The sequence below is a fragment of the Lysinibacillus sp. NPDC056959 genome (assembly GCF_042674095.1).
Lineage (GTDB): Bacteria > Bacillota > Bacilli > Bacillales_A > Planococcaceae > Lysinibacillus > Lysinibacillus zambalensis.
In genome coordinates this window covers 184,208-210,224 of sequence record NZ_JBHURE010000002.1, presented here as the reverse complement: position 1 = coordinate 210,224, position 26,017 = coordinate 184,208, and the positions used below count along the sequence as shown (strand labels likewise).

Annotated in this window: 22 protein-coding genes; 15 read left to right on the top strand and 7 right to left on the bottom strand. The window is 35.4% G+C overall.

What is annotated here, in order from left to right; translation table 11 throughout:
* The first annotated feature begins 152 nt into the window (after positions 1 to 152).
* Both ACFTQ7_RS03065 and ACFTQ7_RS03060 read left to right on the top strand, forming a co-directional pair.
* Complete coding sequence (locus ACFTQ7_RS03065) at positions 153 to 1,352, top strand: hypothetical protein (RefSeq protein ID WP_386827219.1); 1,200 nt, start codon at positions 153 to 155, stop codon at positions 1,350 to 1,352.
* 258 nt (positions 1,353 to 1,610) lie between these two features.
* Entirely contained in the window at positions 1,611 to 2,474 is an 864-nt protein-coding gene (locus tag ACFTQ7_RS03060; RefSeq protein WP_386827217.1) for an AraC family transcriptional regulator, read from the top strand.
* Positions 2,475 to 3,181: 707 nt separating this feature from the next.
* Here ACFTQ7_RS03060 and ACFTQ7_RS03055 read toward each other — a convergent pair.
* Positions 3,182 to 4,345 carry an aminotransferase-like domain-containing protein gene (locus ACFTQ7_RS03055; RefSeq protein ID WP_386827216.1) on the bottom strand — a complete coding sequence of 388 codons (1,164 nt, stop codon included), beginning with the start codon at positions 4,343 to 4,345 and terminating at the stop codon, positions 3,182 to 3,184.
* 133 nt (positions 4,346 to 4,478) lie between these two features.
* Here ACFTQ7_RS03055 and ACFTQ7_RS03050 point away from each other — a divergent pair, with 133 nt between their 5' ends.
* The gene (locus tag ACFTQ7_RS03050; RefSeq protein WP_386827215.1) at positions 4,479 to 5,876 is read left to right on the top strand and encodes an aminotransferase-like domain-containing protein; all 1,398 of its coding nucleotides are present in this window, start codon (positions 4,479 to 4,481) and stop codon (positions 5,874 to 5,876) included.
* 91 nt (positions 5,877 to 5,967) lie between these two features.
* Complete coding sequence (locus ACFTQ7_RS03045) at positions 5,968 to 7,203, top strand: DNA polymerase IV (protein ID WP_386827213.1); 1,236 nt, start codon at positions 5,968 to 5,970, stop codon at positions 7,201 to 7,203.
* 116 nt (positions 7,204 to 7,319) lie between these two features.
* On the opposite strand, the gene ACFTQ7_RS03040 is transcribed toward ACFTQ7_RS03045, so the two are convergent.
* Positions 7,320 to 9,419 (bottom strand): hypothetical protein, encoded by a 2,100-nt coding sequence (locus ACFTQ7_RS03040; RefSeq protein ID WP_386827212.1) that lies wholly within the window; start codon positions 9,417 to 9,419, stop codon positions 7,320 to 7,322.
* 509 nt (positions 9,420 to 9,928) lie between these two features.
* Here ACFTQ7_RS03040 and ACFTQ7_RS03035 point away from each other — a divergent pair.
* Positions 9,929 to 10,060, top strand: coding sequence for a hypothetical protein (locus ACFTQ7_RS03035; RefSeq protein WP_386827210.1), 132 nt, complete (start codon positions 9,929 to 9,931; stop codon positions 10,058 to 10,060).
* Positions 10,061 to 10,718: 658 nt separating this feature from the next.
* Complete coding sequence (locus ACFTQ7_RS03030) at positions 10,719 to 11,489, top strand: hypothetical protein (RefSeq protein ID WP_386827209.1); 771 nt, start codon at positions 10,719 to 10,721, stop codon at positions 11,487 to 11,489.
* Between the two features lie 251 nt (positions 11,490 to 11,740).
* On the opposite strand, the gene ACFTQ7_RS03025 is transcribed toward ACFTQ7_RS03030, so the two are convergent.
* Positions 11,741 to 12,202: a DUF4365 domain-containing protein gene (locus ACFTQ7_RS03025; RefSeq protein WP_386827208.1), complete on the bottom strand. Its 462-nt coding sequence runs from the start codon at positions 12,200 to 12,202 to the stop codon at positions 11,741 to 11,743.
* A 144-nt stretch (positions 12,203 to 12,346) separates the two neighbouring features.
* Between ACFTQ7_RS03025 and ACFTQ7_RS03020 the strand changes: the two genes are divergently transcribed.
* Positions 12,347 to 12,997: a hypothetical protein gene (locus ACFTQ7_RS03020; protein ID WP_386827206.1), complete on the top strand. Its 651-nt coding sequence runs from the start codon at positions 12,347 to 12,349 to the stop codon at positions 12,995 to 12,997.
* 141 nt (positions 12,998 to 13,138) lie between these two features.
* Here the strand turns inward: ACFTQ7_RS03020 and ACFTQ7_RS03015 are convergent, their stop codons facing one another.
* Positions 13,139 to 13,831: a VC0807 family protein gene (locus ACFTQ7_RS03015; protein WP_386827205.1), complete on the bottom strand. Its 693-nt coding sequence runs from the start codon at positions 13,829 to 13,831 to the stop codon at positions 13,139 to 13,141.
* Between the two features lie 280 nt (positions 13,832 to 14,111).
* Here ACFTQ7_RS03015 and ACFTQ7_RS03010 point away from each other — a divergent pair, with 280 nt between their 5' ends.
* On the top strand, positions 14,112 to 15,377 hold the full coding sequence (locus tag ACFTQ7_RS03010) for an MFS transporter (protein WP_386827203.1): 1,266 nt from the start codon (positions 14,112 to 14,114) through the stop codon (positions 15,375 to 15,377).
* 378 nt (positions 15,378 to 15,755) lie between these two features.
* Positions 15,756 to 16,514: an IclR family transcriptional regulator gene (locus ACFTQ7_RS03005; RefSeq protein ID WP_386827202.1), complete on the top strand. Its 759-nt coding sequence runs from the start codon at positions 15,756 to 15,758 to the stop codon at positions 16,512 to 16,514.
* An 87-nt stretch (positions 16,515 to 16,601) separates the two neighbouring features.
* Here the strand turns inward: ACFTQ7_RS03005 and ACFTQ7_RS03000 are convergent, their stop codons facing one another.
* The gene (locus ACFTQ7_RS03000; RefSeq protein ID WP_386827201.1) at positions 16,602 to 17,591 is read right to left on the bottom strand and encodes a 5-oxoprolinase subunit C family protein; all 990 of its coding nucleotides are present in this window, start codon (positions 17,589 to 17,591) and stop codon (positions 16,602 to 16,604) included.
* The gene (pxpB, locus tag ACFTQ7_RS02995) at positions 17,582 to 18,322 is read right to left on the bottom strand and encodes a 5-oxoprolinase subunit PxpB (protein ID WP_386827200.1); all 741 of its coding nucleotides are present in this window, start codon (positions 18,320 to 18,322) and stop codon (positions 17,582 to 17,584) included. The genes ACFTQ7_RS03000 and pxpB overlap by 10 nt, the downstream gene beginning before the upstream one ends.
* Positions 18,323 to 18,598: 276 nt before the next feature.
* Between pxpB and ACFTQ7_RS02990 the strand changes: the two genes are divergently transcribed.
* From ACFTQ7_RS02990 to ACFTQ7_RS02965, 6 genes are all read left to right on the top strand, one after another.
* Positions 18,599 to 19,363 carry a LamB/YcsF family protein gene (locus tag ACFTQ7_RS02990; protein ID WP_386827198.1) on the top strand — a complete coding sequence of 255 codons (765 nt, stop codon included), beginning with the start codon at positions 18,599 to 18,601 and terminating at the stop codon, positions 19,361 to 19,363.
* A gap of 40 nt (positions 19,364 to 19,403) precedes the next feature.
* Positions 19,404 to 20,621 (top strand): NRAMP family divalent metal transporter, encoded by a 1,218-nt coding sequence (locus ACFTQ7_RS02985; RefSeq protein WP_386827475.1) that lies wholly within the window; start codon positions 19,404 to 19,406, stop codon positions 20,619 to 20,621.
* A 69-nt stretch (positions 20,622 to 20,690) separates the two neighbouring features.
* Positions 20,691 to 21,482: a putative hydro-lyase gene (locus ACFTQ7_RS02980; protein ID WP_386827474.1), complete on the top strand. Its 792-nt coding sequence runs from the start codon at positions 20,691 to 20,693 to the stop codon at positions 21,480 to 21,482.
* 266 nt (positions 21,483 to 21,748) lie between these two features.
* Positions 21,749 to 23,179, top strand: a complete 1,431-nt coding sequence (gene pdxR, locus ACFTQ7_RS02975; RefSeq protein ID WP_386827197.1) for a MocR-like pyridoxine biosynthesis transcription factor PdxR — start codon at positions 21,749 to 21,751, stop codon at positions 23,177 to 23,179.
* 204 nt (positions 23,180 to 23,383) lie between these two features.
* Positions 23,384 to 23,827 (top strand): YfmQ family protein, encoded by a 444-nt coding sequence (locus ACFTQ7_RS02970; RefSeq protein WP_386827196.1) that lies wholly within the window; start codon positions 23,384 to 23,386, stop codon positions 23,825 to 23,827.
* A 318-nt stretch (positions 23,828 to 24,145) separates the two neighbouring features.
* The gene (locus tag ACFTQ7_RS02965; protein WP_386827195.1) at positions 24,146 to 25,273 is read left to right on the top strand and encodes a DUF4261 domain-containing protein; all 1,128 of its coding nucleotides are present in this window, start codon (positions 24,146 to 24,148) and stop codon (positions 25,271 to 25,273) included.
* A 205-nt stretch (positions 25,274 to 25,478) separates the two neighbouring features.
* Here ACFTQ7_RS02965 and ACFTQ7_RS02960 read toward each other — a convergent pair whose 3' ends face one another.
* A complete protein-coding gene (locus ACFTQ7_RS02960) occupies positions 25,479 to 26,015 on the bottom strand; it encodes a ribonuclease FAU-1 family protein (RefSeq protein WP_386827193.1) in 537 nt (178 codons plus the stop codon).
* Positions 26,016 to 26,017 lie beyond the last annotated feature (2 nt).

Genomic DNA, 26,017 nt, shown 5'->3' with positions numbered 1-26,017 from the left:
TAAAGTCGTTTTTAAAAAAACAGTCATGTTATTCAGCTAAAGGGGCTTTACCTGAAAATCATTGAATTGCATAAGCCTTCTTTTGAAAAAGGATATTTATCATCCCAAAGAGAATTTAGATAGAATGAATTTTTATATGGAGGATAGAAAGAATGAATAAATATCTTAATAGAATTTCCCAAGACTTAGTAAATGCAAATTTGGATAATTATTGGTCAGGTTTTGATTCGGTTGCTTACGCACTATATGATAAGAGTTATGTTTATCTTTTCAATCATCCTAGAATGAAAAAAAATCAACAAAATAATTATCAAATTTTAAATTGGGATGAACAATTTATTGGTTGTACACTTATTCTTTATAATGATTATCCAACAGCAATTGTAAATATCGAATTGTGCGAGAATTATGAAAGTTTATATTCTATTCTCGTACACGAATTATTCCACGGTTTTCAATATGTTAAAGGCGAAACGCGGTTTGCGAATGAAATTTTGGGGATCACATATCCGTTAACAAAAGAAAATGTGGAATTACGAAATCAGGAAAGAGCCAATCTTTTTAGTGCGGTGTTAGAAAATAATATTATTAAAAAGAAACTATATCTTAATACTTTCATTGCCCTAAGAGAAAAAAGAGCTGTTATGTTTAATAATAATCTATTATACGAAAACTTAATTGAGACAATTGAAGGACCTGCTTGGTATGTTGAACTAAAGGCTTACTCAGAAAAAACCCCAATAGATTACAAATCAGTTTTAAAAAAATATGGACAAGACCTGAAGGACAAATATGGAACTACTTCTGATATACGCAGGAGTTGTTATAGTTCAGGTTTGTTTATGTGTTTGTTACTAGATGAGTTTTCACCGGGTTGGAAGGAAAGTTTTTGGGGTAAAGAGGAAACATTATACGATATATTTAAACAGCTTTCGGATGATTTTATAAAAATAAGTAATGTAGGAATAAGCTCTGAAACAGAAGAAGTAATTAATTTTGCTATACAAAATAGAAAAAATACATTTGAAAACTTTGAACAACAAAAAGGAATTCATCTATTTGTTGAAGGTGAAATAACTGCTAAATCTTTTGACCCGATGAATATCGTCTCATTAGAAAATAGATTTTTACATAAGAACTTTTTAAAAGTAAGAATTAACAATGAAGACTATCTTGTACAACAACCTGTTATCGCCTATTGTAATCATGGACTTCAACATATAATTAAATTACACCTGATATTAAAGAATAATCCCATTGAAAATGTTGATTCACTTAAGATTGATGGAATCGGAGTAATAAAGGGAAGGTATGAGAAACAGGAAAATGTTTTACATTTATATGTGAATTAGGACCATTTCTTCTACAACGAACGGAGTGCTTTAGTTGAAGAAGATACAAAACCAGAAGTAACAATCTTTGAGGAAACAGTCTTATTTAAAGGTGAGAGAAGGATTTATTTAACGGATAAGATATGTTGAATGAACACGAAAGCAGCTTAGAATATTTCTAGGCTGTTTTTGATCTTTATCCGATATAATCCGTATAAAAAATATCGAGTAAAAAATCAATGGATACAATATGATGTAATTGTTAAGGAGGGAAATGAAATGTTACAAGAATTCAATCAATTAATGGATTACATCGAAAAAAATTTAACGGAAGAAATATCTGGAAAAGAAATATCAGAAATAGTTGGTCTATCTGATTATCATTTTAAAAGGATGTTTTCTTATATGGCAGGAATGTCATTGAATGAGTATATCAAAAACAGGAGATTATCGGTAGCGAATGTTGAATTAATAAACGGTGCGAAGGTTACAGATGTTGCCTACAAATATGGCTATCAATCAATCGAGGGATTTTCAAGAGCCTTTCGTGAATGGTGTGGCTTTTTACCTTCGGAAGTAACGAAAAATAAAATTCAAAAATCATTTCCCAAATTTTCATTCTTTATAGATATTAGGGGGGGAATTTCCATGGAATTCAAAATAGAAAAGAAAGAGAAATTTAATATAGTTGGAGTATCGAAAAGGGTACCAATACAGTTTGAAGGTGTCAATAATGCAATTTTAGAACTAGCCCAGTCCATTACTGAACAACAAAGAAATGAGATGCATCAATTAGCTGATTTATATCCTCATCAAGTTTTGAATGTATCTTATGATTTTGATGATGGTTACTTAGAAGAAAAAGGTTACTTAACTCATATGATTGGTTTTGCAACAACAAAAGAAAATCAATTAGCTGATTTAGAACAACTTTCTATTGAAGAAAGTTTATGGGCGATTTTCCCTAATCAAGGACCATTCCCTGTTACCCTTCAAGAAACGACCGCGAAAATTTATTCGGAGTGGTTGCCATCTTCAGGTTATGAAATAGCCGACCTACCTGGAATTTCTTTTACAAAGCATGATGGTACTTATGAAAATGTATATAGCGAAATATGGATGCCAATAAAGGAAAAAAAGTAAGCGTTAGTTATAACAATGAGGGTATAAGAGTTGTTTTCGAGTAGATGAACTGGTGTTCAGATTACTTCATAAAGAATAAAGGGTCATATGTATAAAACCTCATTTAGAAAGGTCACGGTTAACCGTAACGGGTGTTTTAGTGAAAAAAGGGTACAAAAATTATCTAATACTAAATAAAAAAAATTAAACTCCATTTTAATTAATATTTTTCAGAATGGAGTTTGTATAAATTAGCTAGTTAAAAAAATCTGATTTCAAATCAAGTATTATTCAATAATAGAAAGGCTTAGGAGTTGTTCCTAAGCTTTTTTGAGGTTTAAAATGAAAGAAATGTAATGAATATAGCAGTGGTTTTAAGTATTTAAAAAGATTCTTTTGTTTTCGGTACACCGGAAGTATGTATTAAAGGAATCTATTTTGTATATAGGGATGTTCTTTTTTGATATAATGATTCGCCGTATTAACTATGTATAATATCGATTTCTTAGATAATTGTAAAAAGAGAAGAAAAAATAAAAAAGCAGCTAATGTAACTTTGAATAGAATAGCAACTTTTATATGTAACCTATATTACAAGTGGATTTTTCTTTTTGATTAGCCTTAATAGGCTCTGTCCTCATTTTTTACTATGATGAGAAATAAGAAAAAATGGTGTGAAATTTTCACACCATCTCTTATTAATAACTTTGTTTATTTTTAAACGATTTTTATAAAATGCTACTTAAGCGTTTAATGCCTTCGTGGATGACTTCTGGTGTTGCATTTGTATAATTTAGGCGCATTGTATTCACACCCGTTTTAGATGTGTAGAATGGATCGCCTGGTACGAAGGCAACTTTTTGCTCCATCGCTTTATGGAAGACGTCTAATGATGAAGTTCCATTATTCATTGTAGCCCAAATGAACATTCCTCCATCTGGTCGTGTGTAGTCCACATGTGCTGGGAAAAACTCCTCCATTGCATTTAGCATAGCATCGGCTTGATTTTTATATAACGCTATAATTTTCTGAACGTGCTCCGTATAGTCATTGTTTGCTAAATAATCATAAATGACATATTGAGAGAAAATATTTGTGTGTAAGTCAGTTGCTTGCTTCGCAGTTTCGATATGCTGCATTAATTCTTTATTTTTTGTAATGATAAAACCAAGGCGCATTCCTGGTGTGACTGTTTTAGAGAAAGAACCTAGCAAAATACTATTTTCTAATTTACCAGCGCCAATGTATGGTAGTGGCTCGCCTTGGAAGCGTAACTCTCCATACGGATCATCCTCAATTAACGCTACATCATATTTAGATAGGATTTCGAAAATTTGCTGACGTTTTTCTTTAGAATACGTAAGACCTGTTGGGTTTTGGAAATTTGGAACTGTATACACGAATTTTACATTTGGTTGTTGTAGTGCATTCTCTAATTCTTCTAAGTTTAACCCATCATTTTCGAGTGTTACACCATAAAAGGTTGGCTCACTTAATGTGAAGGCTTGAATAGCACCTAAGTAACCAGGCTCCTCGATGACGATACCATCGCCTTTGTTAATAAGTACTTTCCCAATTAGTTCAAGAGCCTGCTGTGATCCTGTTGTAATCAATACATCGTCAGCATGGACATCTAGTCCGTGTACTCGTCGGTATTTTGCAGCAATGTACTCACGTAAAGGCGCATAACCTTGTGTACCTGAGTATTGGAATAGACGACTACCGTTTTCCGAAATAGCTTTGTTCGCAGATGCCTTTAACGCTTCAACTGGGAAAGAAATTGGATTTGGAAGCCCCCCTGCAAAAGAGATGACATCCTCTGATTCTGTTACTTTCAAAATATTTCGGATGAATGAAGATGGCGTATTTAGTATCTTTTCTGAAAATTCCATGATTTATCGTTCCTTTTTTCTGATTTTTTAAAAATTATATCATTGTCATCATATGCATACAATATTATCATTGTATGCAAGACAATTAAATATTGTATGCAAAAAATGAGAGAGAAGGAGCTTAGCTTAGAATATGCCAGTTAATTCGTTTGAAGAATATCCAATGAGTTGGAAGCCAAATATTAGCGAAAGCTCGGCTCCGTTATATATAGCAATTGCTGAACAGCTGGAGCAAGATATAAAAGATGGAAAATTATCGCCAGGCACGAAGTTACCTCCTCAGCGTGAGCTAGCAGATTTTTTAGATGTTAATTTAAGCACGATAACTAGAGCTTTTAAACTTTGTGGGCAGAAGGGGCTAATTTATGCTTCTATCGGAAGTGGAACATTCGTTTCATCAGATGCAGCGACAAATAAAATATTATTACCGACAAGTAATTCTTCACAGATGATCGAAATGGGCTCTGTGCTGCCAGAAAATCATGCGAATGAGGATATTACACGTTATATGAAAAAGATGATGAATGACCCTAATTTTAGCAAATTATTTCAATACGGACGACCAGAGGGAAATACTTGGCAAACGGAAGCAGCCATGAAGCTTTTGGAAAAGGTCAACTTTCAAACGGATCAATCAGTATTACTTGGGGCAGGGGGACAAAATGCCATTGTTGGCACGTTAGCGGCATTGTTTCAGCCAGGAGATCGAATTGGTACAGATCCCATTACTTATGCAGGTATAAAAACAGCAGCAAATATGCTTGGTATCCAACTAGTAGCAATCCAACAAAGAAACGGAGAAATGACAAGGGAGGGGCTATTATACGCTTGTAAAAATGAGCATATAAAAGGTCTTTATGTTATTCCTGATTTTCATAATCCAACTACCCATACAATGTCGATGGAAACAAGGAAAATGATAGCGGAAGTTGCGAGGCAGAAAGACTTAATCGTTATTGAGGATGCGATTTATAGTTTTCTTAAAGAGAAACCACTAGCCCCACTAGCCTCCTATGCACCAGAGAAGGTCATTTATATTGCCAGTGTTTCTAAAACTATTTCACCAGGCTTACGACTATCCTATATCGTTACACCGCCAACACTACGTAAAAAAATAATGGAAACATTGTATAACATAAATATTTCAGTGTCTTTAATGATGGTGGAGCTTACGGCAAGGATGATTCATGATGGCGTTGCACAATCCATTTTAGAAAAGCACCGTTTGTATGCCAAGCAACAAAATGCCCTTGTCGATCAATATTTAGGGGAATATAACATTTTAGGAGAAGAAGAATGTATTTTCAGATGGCTTATACTTCCCGAAAAATTCACTAGCGTTCAGTTTGAATTGCTAGCAGCAAAAGCGGGTGTGCAAGTGTACGCAGCTGAACGTTTTGCCGTAGGAAATGCGAAGCTAGTAAATGCAGTTCGTTTGGCCATCACTGCACCTGAAAATCAACTTGAACAAGCACTGATCATTTTGAAGGATTTACTTGAAAGTGATGGGGATTATACATTTGTTGATTAAACTAAGAAAGGTTTATAATAAAGTTATGTAAAGAAAAGTGGCGATTCGATAGCGCATACAGGGTAAGCCAAAGTAAATGAGGAGATAGAGTATGAATAAAGGAAGAATCATTTTACATATTGACCTTAATTGCTTCTATGCCTCTGTTGAACAAATTTACGATGCCTCATTAAAAGGGAAGCCTGTAGCAATCGCAGGTAATCCTAAAGAGCGTAGAGGTATTATTATTACTTGTAGCTACGAAGCAAGAGCAAGTGGTGTTTATACAACTATGAATGTCGGAGAGGCGCGCCGAAAGTGCCCAGAGCTAATTGTACTACCACCTAATTTTGAACGATATAGAGCTGCCTCCAAGTCATTTTTTAATTTGTTAAAAGAGTATAGCGACATTCTCCAACCAGTTTCAATCGATGAAGGATATTTGCAACTTCCTATAGTTGAAGGCCAACATGTATTGCAACATGTACAACATATGCAAGATAGAATCTGGAACGAACTGCAACTCCCTTGTTCAATCGGCATTGCACCGAATAAATTTTTAGCGAAAATGGCAAGTGATATGAAAAAACCAATGGGTATTACCGTACTTCGAAAGCGCGATGTTCCCGCAGTATTGTGGCCGTTGAATGTCATTGAGATGCATGGAGTTGGTAAAAGTACAGCGGAGAAATTAGGTAAATTAGGTATCAAAACAATTGGAGAACTAGCTGTAGCTGATGAATATATATTAAAGCAAAACTTTGGCATTAATGGTCTGCGTATGAAGCAAAAGGCCAATGGTGAAGATGATAGACCAGTTGATCCAGAAGCAATATATGATACGAAAAGTGTAGGGAATTCAACAACACTTTCCCGTGATACGACAGATAGAGATGAACTATATAAAGTAATCGCAACACTTTCTGAAAAGGTAGCGGAAAGATTAAAGGCCAAGAAACTTGCTGGAGTTACTGTAAGTATTATGATTCGTTCAGCTGATTGGGAAACATGTACACGAAGTAAGTCTATCAATAACGCAATTCATTCAAAAGAGGAAATCGTTGAGCATGCCTGGTATTTATTTAATAAGCATTGGGACGAAGAACCTGTACGATTACTGGGTGTTACTGTATCGAATGTCAGTGATATTAAAGAAACGACACAACAACTAACGTTATTTAACTTTGAAGAGCATGTAAAAGATGAACCGATCATTAAACTGGTTGATCAAATTGAGCAAAAGTTCGGAAAAGGAACGATTTTGCGAGGTTCAGATATTGCCAAACCAGCTGGGAAATATCAAGCAAATACGAGTTTTAGTAAGGACTTTTGGGACGAACATAAGTAGAAAAAATGATCAAACTTTAAAATCAAACAGAAAACCGTCATTACGATTAACCTTTTTTCGAAATGACGGTTTTCTATTTGTATTTAGATTGAAAGCGGCTTATTTAAGTGGAAATATTATATGTTCGTAGAAATTTCATTTTCCTTTTGTTCATAGTTTTCACGGCGATCTTTGATTTTTTGTAATACACTATCTAGCACATTCCGTTCAGCTAGCGTTTGATATAGGACATTTTGTACCTGTGCGGCTTCCTTGTTTTCTTCTTGATTACTTAGAAATTCACTGAATGTTCCCATATAATCATGATAATCTATATTGGAAAGTGTCTTAGCAGCAACCTGTTTGTGCTCTGTTAACGCAGAAGTAAACTGTTTACGTGCCTCATCTGGTTGGGCAGGTATTAGTTTGATTTTACCTTTTGTATTTGAGTCTCCTGTGAAGTCAAGGAATTGATAATCGAACGCCAATGGTTTAGCAAGGGCGATATGAGCGTGAAGAGCAACAGCATGGTCAGGAAGTTTTTCAGTTATCTCACGAAGGATATCGTTTCCTTTGTCAAGATAACGACTGCCATCGAATGCAAGAACACGGCCGACTTCTTCAGAGAAATAGTCTTGAGCAAGGAATTCCTGATCGTATCCTGTAGGTGGTAAAACCCGAAGTCTTAAGTTATTTGATACGATGTTATGGCCGTTTATTTGCATAGCTACTTGAATGTTATAAAATCCTGGGTCATCAATTAACCAGCCATTTTTCCCTACGGACGCGAAAATAGTTTCGTACAGTGATTCACCAGGCATTATTACCTTATTCTCTTTGTTCCATAAATATTGAACATGAGGTAGTAATCGACGTCCTTGTTTTCCATCTTTTTTAACCATTACAGTCATTCCGTATAAATCGGACAATATATGTTTATTGATTGACTGAGGTTGATTCGAAGTATTTGTTAATTTGATTTCAATAACTGCAGGTTCTAACCATTGGAATATAGACGTTTTACGGTTAACCCTCAATTCAAGATTAAAAGAAGGGTGAATAGAAACGATCGGTTGTTCAAAACCATGATCTACAGCCCAATCAGCATTACCCATTTGTACGAAGCGCTCAGGAGCGTGACGCAAAAACAAAAGCTCTTGATCACTAAAACGATACTCAAAGTTTTTAAAGAACTCCTTACCATTAGTTTTACTATCAAAATTGTAAGGATAATTCATAAAGCTTAGAGCCTTTGGTTCAGGGATAAGGGGGCGCTCTAAAGGTTCCCAAGGATGACCTAGATGTTTTTGCCAAGAGTGCAGAAGATTAAAAGCATGTCCCATCTCATGGCAAGCACACCAAAAACGATTGCGCTGTACATAAGCTTCAGGAGAGGGGTCACCTTTTGGTGAATCTGAAATAAATGAATTATTAAAAATGGCTGTCCCTTGACGATGATTCGGACCTATACTATCAAACATAATGCCGCCCAGACCATGGCCTTCTTCAGCTTCCGAATTGGCAAAGAATGTCCACATGGACCATTGGGGCTTATTTTCAAAGTGTGACCAATATACTTGCATGGCATCATGCATCTCTTGAGTGTTCCACTTTTTATCTTTCCTTGTATAATCTTTGGAAACGATATTATTACCGTCTGATATTTTCACATCAAACCCAGTGCGTTTGAAAACTTCAGAAATTGACAAAGTTTCATCCGGCAAAGATGCTGGCTTGTCTGGATGCGCGTGTGTTTGATATGTTATGAATGGCGTTGTACCTTCTTCAGCATCAAATTCAAATTCCACAGTGTGGAAGTGGGGAGATTGAAACTTGAACGTGCTAGTTCTGTCTGTCTCCCCTCCAATTAGAAATGCGACTTCTGCAGTATGCTGTTCAGGGATTGAACCGCGTGTTACTTGTATTTTTACATTTGTATAAGGAAATGATTGTATGTCGTCTAAGTATTTATTTCGAATATTGCCTGTCCAATTATTTGGTCCATTAGCTGTTAACTTGGCAATCCAATGAATAGTAGAAGACATGTCTGAAATAATAGTCCCGCTTGCTACCATTTGTGGGTAGTATCCATCTACATCGATGCGAAGTTCCTCACTGATTTGCTGTTCACTCCATGCATATAAGCCACTAATTGGTGCGAGGGGAAATTCTCCTAAACTGGAAGGGGTAATGGCTTTTACTAATTCTTTTGTTTCGTTCGTCTTGTTTTGATCCATCTTTATTACCTCCATGTTTATTATTTTTTTCTTTCTTCCTCAATCCCAAGAGCTACAATGTTTCAACAAAAATGCTAAATGTGTTTCAAGTATTATATATGCAACAGAAACTATAAATATGACACTAAAAACACTATAAATTGGTAAAATAAATATAATGTATAAAAATATAGCCCGTAACCATAGTGTGTGGTTGATTTCCGTTCCGACTGGGCGCTTTCCTGGGGGCGTCCGATGAGCCGCTTCGCTTCGCTGCAGGGTCTCATCTGTGACGCTAATCCCCAAGGAGTCGCCCAGTCTCCACTCCAATCAACTTATAATTATGGCATGTAATTTAATAAAATTATCCATTGCTTTAGGTGATGATTCAAAATATGTAAGAATAATCTGTTTATTTCCCGAGAAATACAAGAACAAAGAAAAAAGGTGTGGTAATGCAATATAAGGAGTATGGTGATCTACAGAAGCCACTCATATTGTTGATTCATGGGGATGGTGTTGGAGGGTGGATGTGGGATAAACAAGTCCAATACTTTTCCGAACATCATTGCGTTGTACCAGAATTAATAGATAACGAGGCTAGTAATACCTCTGATTTTTCAATTGAAGATAAGTTTAATAGAAGAAAAAGCCAAAAATAAGCGTGTCATAGTAGTCGGATTTTCACTAGGAGCTCAAATTGCTATTCAAATGGTTAGCTTAACTTCTTCCAGCGAAAGTCTCCTTCTAATGTTTGTTAGTGAATACGGAGTTAAGCTACTTTTCAGTGGGTGACCAAACAATCGCTGAAAGAAGTTAAAGTCTCCGGCGGATGTCACGGAATCGGAAAGGAGTTTTTTGTGCAAGCACAAAGCCGATTGAAACTGTAGGTCTGAAGCACAATGGTCCTGTCGGTGTTGAACTAGAGGACAACCGTTATATTTTAGTCGCGGGTCGTCCCTAAAATATAACGGTTGATAAAGTAGTTCGATATGTAATAATGAAACAGAATTTTGTCATCCGTTTAAATGAGAATATTCATCTAAACCGTAAAAAATCGTTATTTTTTATGCTTGAAAATACAACCAATGACTATATACAATTCCCCTGAAATTCTAAATTTAACAAAATGAATTATTATTTATATTTGAATTATATGTAATAATTTATAATAGAAAGGGAGAGGGTTTTTAGATGCTCAATACATAACAAACATAGAGCAAAGGCAAGCTATACAATTTAGTGTTGAATTGGGTTGTAAGGAGAGAAATCAGCTATCTAAAAAATAGATGCGATAAAATAAATTAAAGGAGTGTTTAGATGTCAGATAAATATAAATATATTTCTGAAATACGAGTATTAGAGAAAGAATTACTGTATGAAACTGAAGAAAGGAACAAGAAAGATATTAAAAAGAAAATTAAAGATTTAAGAGAATACTGTAGAACAGAATATAGCTATTGCGTAGGGAATGAAGATTGGTACACTAAAGTAAGGGATATTTATACTGGAAGTGAATATCTGGATGAAATTCTTAGGCTTTATTATGAAGGTTTTAAATATAAAAAAACTTATATTCCTAAGGATGTTCAGATGCTATTAACGATTTATTCAGCTTACATAGAATATGAAATTGATTCAATGATCGATTATAAGGGTACTATAATCTTGGAAGGTAAAAAAGATAATTTTTTATTTACCAAAGAAAGAGTCAAAAAATTATCAGATTATCGTAAGGCAGCCCTTAAGGTGAGTAAAGTAGGGGAAGAGTTCAAAAATGATACTGAGTCATTTGAGTATTTAGAGAAGGATATTTTGAGATTTGAGGCACACGGCTATTTTGTGCGGGGAGACATTAATAAAGCACTAAAAAAATATGAGGAACTTATAAAAAATGTCAGATTCCAAGATGAGTTATGGCTTTCAGATCTATATTACGATGTAGGGGAGATTTATGAGTCAATTGAAGATTATAAACTTGCTATCAGGTCATATGAAAAAGCTGGATCTGTCTTAGAATCTGGGAATAATGGTCAAAAAGAAGAAGTAAATAAGAAAATTAATGAGATATTAAATAAGGTTGAAAAATAAAGGACTGTATATGGATGCCTACACTTATTTAGACATGTTTAATAGAGGCTTCGTGTTCAAGCAACTTGTTCGCCCCTTATGCCTGAGGTGAACCACCTATCGTTGATTTTAACCTGTTTAAGTTTGAGAATGAGGCGATTTTTAAGCATATGAAAAATAATTTAAAAATGATTACTAATGCAAAGTAAGATATGGGGTTATTTTTATTATGGTTGTAATAATTATACAAAGTTTAAATTCATATGTACTTTTTATAAAAAATCTTGAATTGAATCTTCAAATTTAAAAATTTCGAGTATTGAGTAGTTTCTTTTAGATATGTTTACTCCGTACTCTGGAATGCTTTTTTGTCCAGGTTTGTCATAATTTCTATCAACAAATATTTCATTCGGTACTTCCCATGCTTGAGATGGAATAAGAAAAATATCTGGTAGTTTTCCAACTTCAAATATCAGTAAAGCAAGATAAAGATTTTTATTTGTTATATCAAACTTGCTTTTTTGCATAAACACGTAGCCTGTACCTCTTAGAGATTTCACTTGTATCTCACAGAAACGGTTATTCTTATCTTTCACTACAAAATCTATTCCGTGGTCATCCACTTCCGAAGTATAAACATCGCATCCATGTGAGGCAAACTCCATTTTTGTATAATATTCTGCATATCTCCCCAATTGTTGGGGTTTAAGTTGTGTCCAATTAGTATTTGGCAAAATTTTTCCTCCGAGTTGTTCTGATTTGCAAGTGTTCATATTGTTGGTATCTATATACCAAATAATAACATGCGGTGATAAAATAGTAGTAGATTAATTTGGAAATTACGTTACTAAGAGCTTTTTACAGAGAAGGAGACAGCTATGGAAAAGTATTACTTTAACCTTATGCAATTTTTTGAAGGCTATGTTCGGAATTACAGGAAATTGAATTTATCTAAATTACATAATCGTTCAATGTTTACAAATCGTGAAATTGATTATTTTGCTAATTTGGGAGAAATGTTGGGTTTTGATGCATTTATAGAAGATTCAAAGTTTGATAAATCAAAGGCACGTTCCCGACCAATGGACTTATCATGGTGGAAGTGGGATGCCAGAATAGATGAAGAAAACTTTTTATACCTTGCATTACATTTAGAAAGAGAATTTATATTTAATAAAGATGTAGAGACGATTGAAAAACTCTTTTCTGATACAGAAGAAAGCTATATTCCCCATAATGTCATTGGGATACAGTACATAGAATCAGCAGACAGAATTGATTATTTAAACGACTTAATTCTTCAAAAAAATATGATTCAACAGTCTAATTGTCTAATGGTCTATCGATTTTATGATAGTGGTTTGGATTTAGAACGAGTTTATGCGTATAGCTTTACTCCACAAGGATTGATTAGTGTGAGAAATGCTATATGTAATCAGGATGACTCTGGCTACTGGTATATTTGTTTTGACGAAGACTATGTACCGTTACAAAATAATAAAAGAATCACTAATTCAATTAAGCTTTAAAAAACTTAATGGAAGTTTAGATAGGATGGAGCTACGGGAGAGATTGAGGGAGCAAAACAAAAGGACTTGTGTAAGAGATTTTTTTATAAGCACAAGTCCAATCCTTATTAAACTATCCTTGTTAGGAGAAGAAAATGAATCTTATTCCACAGTTGCGTTTGATTGTTGGAGAGCCAGATTATTGTTGTCTTGTACTTGATTTTGTTGCTTAGCAAAAAAGTTTCGTACTGGGACATTTATATAAAAGAACATGCCTATAAGGAAAATCGAGAAAGCCCACCCTGCGATTTGCTTATATATCAACATGCCGCCATAACCATCAATTCCGTATTTTTGGAGTAGGTATACTGTTAACCCTGCCATAAAAAGTCCTCTGATGATAAAAATTACCTGAATAAATTGAAACCATATAAAGATTCCTTTTTGAAAAAATAATGCTTTGCTGTCCATTCGTGCATAACCTTGCAAATATACAAAATCAACAGCAAAATATAAAGAAAGAGGACGCTTAATTATTAGCGTAACAATATAAAGAAATGTATAAAAGAGACTTAGATATACACCATTCCAAATCATTTGCTCTGCTGAACCTGATAGCAAATTAACCGTCGTACCTAGAGCTAGTGAGCTTAAGATTAATAAGCCCGTAATGTTAAATTGCTTATCTAAAATAAAGCGGTAAATGGTATAGGCAATTCCAGGAATAGTTGAAATCAGCATTGCTGTATAATCACCTAAAGGCTCTCTACAAAAATTCCATATAACATAAGGTAATACTGCATAAAAAATCAACTCTAATAAAATTAATACTTTGCTTGTACGTTGTTTTTTCACGATATTCCCCTCCAGCTCTATTTAGCGTGCACCTTTTTATATTTGTAGAGGTTTAAACTACTTATTTTGCTCAATAGTTGAACAGGCTAAAACATTTTTTTAAAACTAAATTGCTACGTTGTTTTAATGACTGAATAATCAGACGTTTAATTCTAGTATACTACATTTACAAAGAGTATTTTCAACCAAATTCAAATCATAAAACTACTTTGAATAACAGGTTTTTAACGTTACCTATAATTCATATATATAGAGTAAAAGCTAATAGGGGTAGAAATCATTGGACAAACAAAATAGCAGATATAGATGGGTTGTATTTGTTTCCGTATTATTTACTTATTTGTTAATGGCTAGTCAACGAACCGCCCCAGGACTGATTACAGACCAATTGATGAATGATTTTAATGTAACAGCATCAACGATTGGGTTATTGACGAGTATACAATTTTTTGTCTACACGAGTTTGCAAATTCCGATGGGGATTTTAGCTGATCGATTTGGGCCGAATTTTTTTCTAATTATTGGTGCTACTCTTACGGGTTTAGGGACCATTATTTACAGTATGGGTACACATGAATTCGTCCTTTTTTTTGCCAGAATACTAACTGGGGTAGGGGATGCGACCATATGGGTTAACATGGTACTAATTTTGGCCCAATGGTTTCAACCAAAGGAATTTGTTCGATTAATTGGCCTGGCGGGCATGACAGGAAGTCTTGGTTTCTTATTGGCGACAGTACCTTACTCCACGTGGATACTTTTATTTGGTTGGAGGGTAACATTTTTCTCAGTAGGACTACTATTATGTTTGTGTGGCCTTCTCCTTTATTTTGTACTTGTGAAAAAAACAAAACAAATTTATGGGGATGAGCAAGAAGTAGATACAGCAGAAGTGCAACGTGAAAAAACATCCGTTTTACTACGAAGAATATTTTCAAATCCGCAAGCATGGGCTCTATTCTGTTGCCATTTTGGGGTAGTCGGCGGTTATGTAGGGTTTATCAGTTCGTGGGCAGTACCATATGGGATGAATATGTATGATATGACTCGTTCAGATGCCAGCCAACTGATTATGATCGGTCTTATCGGGGCACTTATTGGGGCACCTCTAGCTAGTTGGATTTCAAGTCGGTTAGAAACAATTAAAAAACCGTATATTGTCGTTCATATCATTGTTTTTTTAGGGTGGTTTTCTTTCCTTTTATGCAATGGGCATCCTTCCTTTTTCTTTCTAATTATTATTTTCTTTATCATTGGTTTTGGATATGGGGCAAGTGCATTAACTTTTGCAGCTGTACGTCAATCTTTTAAACTGGAGGAATCAGGAATTGTTTCAGGGATTGCGAATACGGGCGGCTTTCTAAGTGCTGTTTTGCTACCCATCATTTTTGGATATATATTGGATCATTTTCAATCAACTTCAGGAAATCTATTGGATGGCTATTACTATGGTTTTATCACGCCAGTTATTTTCTCCATCGTTGGTTTGATTGGAGTGACTTTATTTAAGGAAAAACGTCAGAGTGTAAATAAGAATAATAAGTAGGGGTAAAGTGCATGGAAGCAAAGCAACCATTCTTTGCTCCTGTTTTTTATTCCTTTACTAACCTGATTTACAGGGTATAGGCTTATCTCCAAAAGTTGTGGATGACATATGTTAAACGTATACCTTGTATATAAGTTGATTGGAGTGCAGGCAGGGCGACTCCTTGGGGATTAGCGTCACAGATGAGACCCTGCAGCGAAGCGAAGCGGCTCATCGGACGCCCCCAGGAAAGCGTCCAGCCGGAACGGAAATCAATCACACGTTTTGGTGAAGAGCCAGGGTATATAAAAACAGTAAGATATTAGGTATAATTATAATTTAAGAAAAGAAAAATTATGATTAGATTAAATCTAGTAAAGAAGGGGGAGAAAACTTAAATTGACAAATAATAATAAAACGGTTATCCGTTCTATGGATATATTAAATTTATTTATCGATCATACTGAACTGACATTTCAAGAAGTAATTGAGTTATCGGGAATCCCTAAAACCTCAGCCTTTCGCATGTTGAAATCTTTTGAGGAAATGGAATTTTTAGAAAAGGGAACTGATGCAAAATATAGGTTAGGTATTCTCTTCCTTAAATTTGGACATCTAGTATCAATGCGCCTAGATGTGCGAAAAATTGCGGAACCAATTATGAATGAGTTACATAATGATGTAAAAGAAGCGATTAATTTAATCGTTCGTGATGGTGACGATGCTGTTTATATCGAGAAAATAGATACGAAGCAAAAAGTTCGACTCTACACAGCAATTGGTAGAAAAAGTCCTCTTTACGCAGGAGCATGCCCTCGTGCTGTATTATCCTTTTTACCGGATGCAGATATAAAGGAATATCTTGAATCGGTAGAACTTAAATCATTTGCAATGGGGACGATTACGGAAAAGGAAAGGCTTTTTGAAACGATTGTGCAGGCTAGAGAACTTGGTTATACAATCAGCCATTCAGAATTAGAAAATTATACATCTGCTGTTGCAGCACCGATTTACGATCATAAAGGAGAAGTCGTTGCGGCAATGAGTATTGCGGGACTAGAAACCAATTATCAAGGGGACAACGTTGAAATCTTCATCTATAAACTTAAGAAGGCTACCGCACAAATTTCTAAACAATTGGGGTATGAACAGCTTTAAAAAATGGGTAGTCTCAAAAGTTATTTGAGATTACCCATTTTGTGTTGGAGTTGCTGTTTTTTAAGAAAATATTATTATCTAAATATGCTATACCCTTTTGAAACGGAGCCCAAATGCTAATTCATTTCGTTTTTTTTCTTGATGAATTAATGCCAATTGAGCTTCTTCCAGAGTGACCTCTTTAAAATAGACTCTACCATTTGCTTGCATTTGCGCTAGTGATGGCAAATCGGCAGCAATCACTTGAGCTATTTTAGGATATCCACCAGTTGTTTGACGATCTGCCATTAAAATAATAGGTCGCCCATTGGAGGGCACTTGAATCGTTCCAAATGTAACCCCTTCGGATAATAATTCAAATGGCTCTTTTAATTGAATAGCTTCTCCTTCTAATCGATAGCCCATTCGATCTGCGTGCGTTGTGATGGTGTAAGGTGTTGAAAGGAATTTTTTTAAACTCTCCTCATCGAAATGCTCATATTCAGAGCCTCTTATAAAGCGGATTGTTTGCGTTTTTTTAAATGTAACAAAGGATGTGTAATCAGCTGACCAAGGAAGGTATGTTGGTTCTTTTTTTAATTGTTCAAAAAGATCCTCTCCTAACTCTGATCGTCTATCTAATTCAAAGACATCATTCTTCAGCAATTTTCTTCCTTGAAATCCTCCAATTCCAGCACGTATGTAGGTACTTTTACTGTTCATCACTTCGGGCACTTGAATTCCGCCACTAAACGATACGTAGGCTCTGCAACCACTAATCGCAGTATTAAATTTTAAAACAGATCCTTTTTGAATTAAAAGTGGTCGCCACATGGGTGCTTCTTTGCCGTCTATTGTAGGTTGCAAATTACCACCTGTAATTGCGATCAGTTCATCTGTTTCAAATAAAAGGGATGTTCCATAAAGTGTCACTTCAAGAGCGCCTTCTCCTTCCGAATTTCCAACAAGTAAATTCGCAATTCGTAAGGAATTTGAATCCATTGCTCCTCCGACAATAACACCAAACTTTTGTAGCCCATATCTTCCTAGGTCTTGAATGGTTGCCAGCATTCCTGGCTGTAATACTTTTATGCCCATGTTTTCATCTCCCATTCGCTCTTATATTCTTCCAACGAAATGGGTACAAACTGAATTCGATCACCAGGTTGTAATAAGGTTGGAGGAGATTGTTCAGGTAGAAACAAACGAGAAGGTGTTCGTCCGATGATTTGCCATCCCCCTGGAGTTTCTAATGGGTAAATACCTGTTTGATTTCCCGCAATTCCAACAGATCCCGGAGAAATCGATAACCGTGGAGTTTCTTTACGAGGTGTTGCTATTTGTTTGTCCATTCCTCCCATAAACGGAAAACCTGGAGCAAAGCCTATCATGTAAACAAGATATTCTACAGAAGAATGAATGTTAATAACTTCATTAGGTGTTAAACCATGATAAGAGGCTACAAATTCTAAATCTGGTCCCATTTCATCACCATATACTACAGGGATTTTTACGACACGTTCCTTCGTTGTTTCAACTATGTGAGATTGATTCATTAAAGAAAGAATTGTTGCTTTCACCTTTTCGTAAGGCATTTCGCCTTTTTTTCCTATATTTGAAAAGTATACTTCAATCGGATTGTAATAAACTGTCACATTATTATAGGCAGGCACAACCTCGATGAATCCTTCAAATGGATTTCTTTCTAATAAGTTCAATATATTTTTAACTTTGTTGTGAATTGCCTCACTGATTCCTTCCCCTACATGAATGACTAGTGCAGAATCACTCAAATGTCTAATCTGTACATTCTCTTTTAAATTCATCATAAAAACCATCTCCTGAAGTTTCGTAATTCGGTATGTAAGTTTTAAATAACGGATTATTAATAGTATATTTAAACAATAAACGAAAACAAGTTTAATTTAAATGAAAATTTCAAAAAAAAAATTATTTCTCAAAATTTTAAATTTACACTTTTCAGTAATAATAAAATATGATAAGATTTTTTTAAATTTCAAAACTTAAGTTCCGAATATCGGTACAAAATAATTGTAAACGTATTCAGTGTAACTATTTTAGTGGGAAGAAAATGGGGGAAGAAGATGTTTCGAGTTGATTTAAACTGTGATTTAGGGGAAAGTTTTGGTCGTTATCGACTTGGAGAGCAAGAAGAAATCTTAAAATATGTAACCTCTGCTAATATTGCTTGTGGATTCCATGCTGGAGATCCAACAGTCATGCGAGAGACAGTTAAGCTAGCCATTGCTAATGGTGTGAAAATCGGGGCACATCCAGGATTACCGGATTTAAATGGCTTTGGACGACGTGAGATGAACATCACACCACAGGAAGCCTATGATATGGTTATTTATCAAGTTGGAGCATTGCAAGGTTTTCTAACGACTTACAATGAAACTATGCAGCATGTTAAGCCACATGGTGCACTTTATAATATGGCTGCTAAAGATCCGGCAATTGCTGAAGCAATCGCACAAGCCATTTATGATATTTCACCTTCACTTGTGTTATTCGGTCTCTCAGGTAGTGAATTAACAAAAGCCGGAGAAAAAGTAGGGCTTCAAACAGCCCATGAAGTGTTTGCAGATCGTACCTATCAGAAGGATGGTTCTTTAACATCTCGTAAACAACCTGATGCATTGATTACCGATAAGGAACAAGCTGTGAATCAGGTCGTGAGAATGGTGAAAGAGGGAATTGTGCTGTCACAACAGCAAATCGATGTCCCATTACAGGCAAATACTATTTGTATTCATGGGGATGGGGAACATGCTGTAGAATTTGCAGAATATATTCATTCAAGATTAGCAGAACATCAAATATCAGTACGTGCAATCAAGGAGGGGTAAGCCAATGGTAGCAAAAAAATCGGAAGTTAGTGAAGCTGGAATCGAGCAAGAGAAAAAAGGTAAATTTGTAAAGAAAACAGCAAGTAAAAGTGTGTTAATAGGAGCTGCCTTTTTAATGGCTACCTCATCTATCGGACCAGGTTTTTTAACACAAACGACAGTATTTACACAGCAATTAGCGGCTAGCTTTGGATTTGTAATTTTAATTTCATTAATTCTAGATATTGTCGCACAGGTAAACGTTTGGCGAATCATTGCTGTTTCCGGTTTACGAGGGCAAGAAATTGCCAATAAGGTGTTACCAGGATTAGGTGTTCTCCTTGCAATTATGATTGTTATAGGTGGTTTAGCATTCAATATTGGGAACGTTGCTGGAGCTGGATTAGGGTTAAATGCAATGCTTGGCGTAGATCCAGCTATGGGTGCCATTGTAAGTGCACTTTTTGCTATTTTTATATTTATCTATAAAGAAGCAGGGAAGGCAATGGACAAGGTTGCGCAAATTGCTGGCGGTGTTATGATTTTACTCATGCTGTTCGTTGCTTTTAAAACTTCACCACCTGTTGGAGATGCGATTGTGAACACCGTTTGGCCTAAAGAAATTAGCTGGTTTGCGATTGTAACTTTGGTAGGTGGATCAGTTGGTGGTTATATTACTTTTGCTGGTGGTCACCGCCTTTTGGACGCTGGCATCAAAGGACAAGAATCCTTGCCAGAAGTAACAAAAAGCTCTGTGACAGGGATATTGATTACTGGCGTAATGCGTGTTGCTTTATTTTTAGCAGTTCTTGGTGTTGTTTCAAAAGGTTTAGTTATTGATCCTGCCAATCCACCTGCATCTGTTTTCCAACTAGCTGCGGGTAATATTGGATATCGTATGTTTGGTATGATTATGTGGGCTGCAGCGATTACTTCTGTTGTAGGTGCAGCTTATACATCCGTTTCATTTATTCGTTCATTCCACCCTAACATTGAGAAACATCATAATTGGGTGATTATAGCATTTATCGTCATTTCAACAACAACTTTTACTTTGGTTGGAAGGCCTGTTAATGTGTTAATTTTAGTAGGTGCATTAAATGCACTGGTTTTACCATTAGCACTTGGCATTATATTAGTTGCTGCACACAAAAAAGAAGTTGTTGGTACATATAAGCATCCACGTTGGTTAACTGTAACTGGAGCAATTGTAGTTGTACTTATGGGATATCTCAGCATTATTACATTAATTGAGGAAATCCCAAAAATTTTTAGTTAATCTAACAACCAACCAACCATCCATGTGCATCTTTTCATGGATGGTTATTTTATAAGGAGTGAATTGATGATGATAACATATAGTGCTTTAGAGCCGAATGAAATCCGTAAACTTATTCGCAATCAAGAAATTTCTGGACCAACTTCGGGCATGTCGATTGGATTTACACAAGCAAACTTAGTGATTTTGAAGAAGGAGCATGCCTTTGACTTTCTACTATTTTGTCAGCGAAACCCAAAGCCATGCCCATTATTAGACGTGACAGAACCTGGATCATTTAACCCTTCAAAAATTGCTAAAAATGCAGATATTCGCAAGGATATTCCGGAATATCGTATTTATCGGGATGGTATTTTAACTGAAGAAGTATTAGATATTACAGATTATTGGGAAGAGGATATGGTAGGTTTTTTAATAGGGTGTAGCTTTACATTTGAAACACCTCTTCTTGAAGCGGGTATTCCAATAAGACATATTCAAGAAAACTGTAATGTGCCAATGTATAAAACAAATATCGCGTGTGAAAAAGCAGGTGTGTTTGAAGGACCAACTGTTGTCAGTATGCGCCCTATGACACCAGAGGATGCGATTCGTGCAATTCAAATTACTTCGCGCTTTCCAAATGTACACGGTGCACCAATTCATATTGGTAGTCCAGAACAAATAGGGATTACGGATATTTCAAAACCAGATTTCGGTGATGCCGTGTCCATTAAGCCGGGCGAAATACCCGTATTTTGGGCTTGTGGCGTAACCCCTCAGGCAGTAGCAATGGAAAGTAAACCTTCTATTATCATTACTCATGCACCGGGTCATATGCTAATCACGGATATAAAGGAAACAAGCTTGAGCATACTTTAAGGAATGTTTGAAGACATCTATATTTCCTTCATAAGTAAGGGTCAAGAGGTTAGGACAAAACCAATTTCTGAAATCTAAAAAGCTGGCGAAATTTTACGATGAGTAAAATTTCACTAGCTTTTAATTTTTTTAGTGGATGGCTAAAATAACAATAAAGTGGATGGTTAATTACAATTGAAATAATATTATTATATAATTTTTTATCAGGAGCAACACTACTATAAGAAGAAAGTGCAAGTTTGAAGGAACTAATGAGGTGTATATATATGGATTGGAAACCTGATAGAAAAGCGAAAAAAGCGATCTATAAACAACTCGCAGAATATATTGAAAAGGGAATTGCAGATGGAACATTTCCACCTGATAAACCATTGCCATCAGAGAGATATTTAGCGAGTGCTTTACATTTAAATAGAAGTACTGTTGTTCATGCATATGACGAATTAGAATCGATGGGGCTAATTGAAAGGACTAGAGGAAGCGGTACTACCATTAGTAAAGATATATGGGGTATAACAAAAAAGCGGATTCCTAGTTGGAATAGGTATATTGAGGCGGGTTCTTTTTTACCGAGTCAACCTGTCACGCAAAAAATAAGAAAGGAAGCTGTTGAACATAAATTAATAAATTTAGCTTCCGGTGAATTGTCAGAAGAACTTTTCCCAAAAAGATTTTTAAGCGAGATAACGTCAACACGTTCTTTTATTGGAAGCTTAGGGTACGATCATCCACGGGGGAATGAAATCTTTAGAACTACCATTACAAAACACGTGAAAAAAAGTCGGGGAATCGACACTAATCCTTCTTCAATACTTATAACATCAGGAGCGCAACAAGCATTACATTTAATTGTGCAATGTTTGTTAAAGCCTGGAGATGCAATAGCAATAGAAGATCCTTCCTACAATTATAATCTTCCAATTTTCAAATCGGTAGGGATACAAATATATTATCTACCTGTCGATAAGGATGGAATTAACCCAGAAGATTTGAAGTCATTATATAAAAAGCATCGAATAAAAATGGTTTTTTTAAATCCATGTTTTCAAAATCCAACTGGCTCTTTATTGAATAAAAAGAAAAAAGAAGCGATTTTAGACATATCCTCAAAGCTTGGAATTCCAGTAGTAGAAGATGATCCTTATAGTTTAACAGCTTTTTCAGGAAATAAAATCTCTACCCTAAAATCAATGGATAGGAATGGCAACGTATTATACATTAGTTCTTTGTCCAAAATTGTTGCCTCAGGATTAAGAATAGGGTGGATAATTGGCCCAACATCAGTGATTGAAAGGTTATCCGATGCGAAACAACAAATCGACTTCGGTCATTCTAGCTATACACAATGGGTAGCGAATGATTTTTTAGAATCAGAAAATTTTCATATTCATATAAAAAATTTAATGAAGGAATTAGAAACAAGAAGAGATAAAATCATAAAAAGCCTTGATACGTATTTAAAAGATCTAGTGGAATATTCTATTCCTCAAGGCGGTATTCATATATGGTGTAAAATACTTAAAAATTATAATGAAACCCAATTGCTTGAAGAATCCATTAAAAGAGGCGTCATTTATGTTCCTGGTTCTACACTGGGATCCAAAGATGGTTTTGTTCGTTTTACTTTCGCAAAGGAAGATGAAGACTCAATCGACGAAGGAATCAAAAGGTTTGCAGAAGCCCTTAATAGTATATAGACAATTGGATGGTTAAATGGATGGTCAAAAAAGCATCAAATTGGATGGTTATAAAAAATATAAATCCCTTATCATGGAGAGGTAGATGTTAAAACATCGATATAGTTTAATTACTAATTATTCTTTATGAAACAATGTGCAATGAAGATAATAATATAGTAATTGCTACTAAAATGCTTAAATTATTGAAAGAGTTGATATGATATGACAACAGGTATGATTATTACGCTAGTGATTGGATCTATTCTTAAATTGATAATGAGCCCTCCCAGTATAGCTGTAGGATGGGGGGTAAGTAAATTTGAACTTCATAAAAAACTTGATTCAAAAGATGTGACGGTAACATTCAATGGAAAGAATTTAAATGAGGAAGAAAAAAACAGATTTACAGACTATTTTAATAAAGCTTCCTTTTTGAAAAAACATTATATATTTCCAGGTAATGAAAAATTATTTTTACAGCCAGAGACTAATGTTACTCCATTTATCATGAACGTAAAAAGAGGCAAAAAAGATGTTAATTTCTTTGTTTTTAGTTATGACGATCACGTTGATGTAGTCAAGAAGTACAAGGAGAAGGTTGTTTCATATAGTATTAGTTCTGAACATCTACAAAATTTCACTCTACAAATGCAAACCATTGAATAATGGGTTTTCGAAAAATTAGGGATTCGGTCGGGGCTTCGGTCACTGACGTAGAATCCCTTTTTTATTACCCTGAAAATTACGTGAATATAGTAGCGGAATTATCTTCCAATTCAATTGAATGGGGGATTGTGATTTTATTATGACCAAAAAGTTGGGATTATTGCTCCTCATCCTAGCACTCAAAACTTGATGTACGACTTCCTTTAATAGAAATAGGAGTAATCTACCATAAGAGGAATAATTCTTGCTTCACTATTTTATTCCATAATAGCTGGTATAATAATGGTAGAATCATACATTCATAAAGGAGAGAAATTGATGACAGTTCAACAACAAGCAGCAATGCAATCCATGATCGACTGGCTAGCAGATGAACACGAACTTGGGCAAGAACCCAAGAAAATAGAAATTGCAGCTGAATTTGATTTACATGATATGCACTACTATATATTCAAGTATAAAAAATCATTGCTAGGAAAATGGCTCCTTGGCGTATGTGGAGGCTATGAGGATCCGTCTGACACTGAGCATTGCGGCCATGTATTCAGTGAGATGCAACCTTATGACCCTGCGACTGCAGAGCAAGAAGCTGTAAAGATGGTAGAATTAATCCGAGAATACTGGATGCAGCAGGCTGCAGCATATGAAGCTGCTCAATCTATGGAGGACGAGACAGAAACGCAAGGTAATGGTTCTGGTATTTTTAACGGTTTCGTTCTGCTTAACTCTGCAGAATGTGATATTGATCAGATAAAGGCAAACCTTTTGAATGATTGGGACATCAGCTGCTCGTCAGTAGAGGATGAGGAAAACGACGAAGAAACAGAGGAAGGAACCTTGGTCTTTGAAGTGGACGACTGCATGTTAGCGGTTAGTTTTGTCGAAGCACCCGTACCAGATGGTGAGGCTGAGTATTATGCACAGGGAAATTACATGTGGAAGGAAGCCGTGGAGGTTACTCAAACGCATGTAGCTCAAATCATCCTAGCTGCATTTACTCGCTCCGGTTCCCCGCTGGACAGTGGCAGGCTATACACTAAGCTGGCGGCAAGTTGTTTAAAGCTTCCTAACGCAATAGGGATCTATACATCTGGCACCGTATTCCAGCCTGAACTTTTTCAAGATATGGCTGAAGTCATGAAGAATGACGACATGTTTCCTTTACTGAATCTTGTTTATTTCGGCCTGGTCGGAACGGAAAAAGGGGTAGATGGATATACTTATGGGTTAAAAGCCTTTGGCAAGGATGAAATTGAAATTCTGGACAGTCAAGCAACTCCTGCCGAACTGCGTGATTTTTTGATTACGATTTCCGGATATATTGTAGAAGAGAATGTCACTTTAAGGGATGGAGAGACGATCGGCTTCTCAGCAGAGCAAAAGCTGCCGATTTCCCGTTCCGAGGCAGTTTATGTCGATGGGGATACTCTTAAAATCAAATACTAGTTTCATGATCAAAAGACACCGTAGCAGGTGTCTTTTTTATGCATCATAATCCCCGACTTCCAACTGTAATTGAGGGGAGGGATATCATCGATGTCAGCTTAGTAGAATGTTGAAATGTGGTCGTTCCAGAATGTTGTACTTACTTAAGCATTTTGTTCGTGTATGCTTAGGATTAGTCACTCTAGAAAAATTTGATTTATGAACCTTATTCATTTATTAAAATATTTTTATGTTGTATAGCAAGGTTAACCAACTTAAATTCACCTTCGCTTAAATCTCCCTTGATGCTGTTTAGCTCGTTCCAAGCCAAATCATACAGAGATTTATCAATGATGCCATTTAAATAAGCTTCTTCTAATTCATCAGCATCTTTTTCAATCAACTCTCCTGATGGTAACAAAATAAGATCTAAAAATAGATCATCCATATAAGGAACATTATTTTCTATTGCGTTTTTATGGCATATATCGATATACCATTGAATTATTTCTCCGTTAGCATTAAACATAGTTGTTACAGAATGGTTTTTTTTAAGGGGAAATTGTTGTAACCATATATAGCCGTTATCAACAATACATAGTTTTTTCTCTCCATAATTCACGTATAAAGGTTCAGTAACTAGGACTGTTTTTAATAAAGTTATAAAACCCTTGAAGTCTCTAGTGTCAAGGTATGACTGATTATACTTTCTTGCGATAACTCGTGACCATTCCGAACGGTCTCCGAACTTTCTCTTTAGCATAC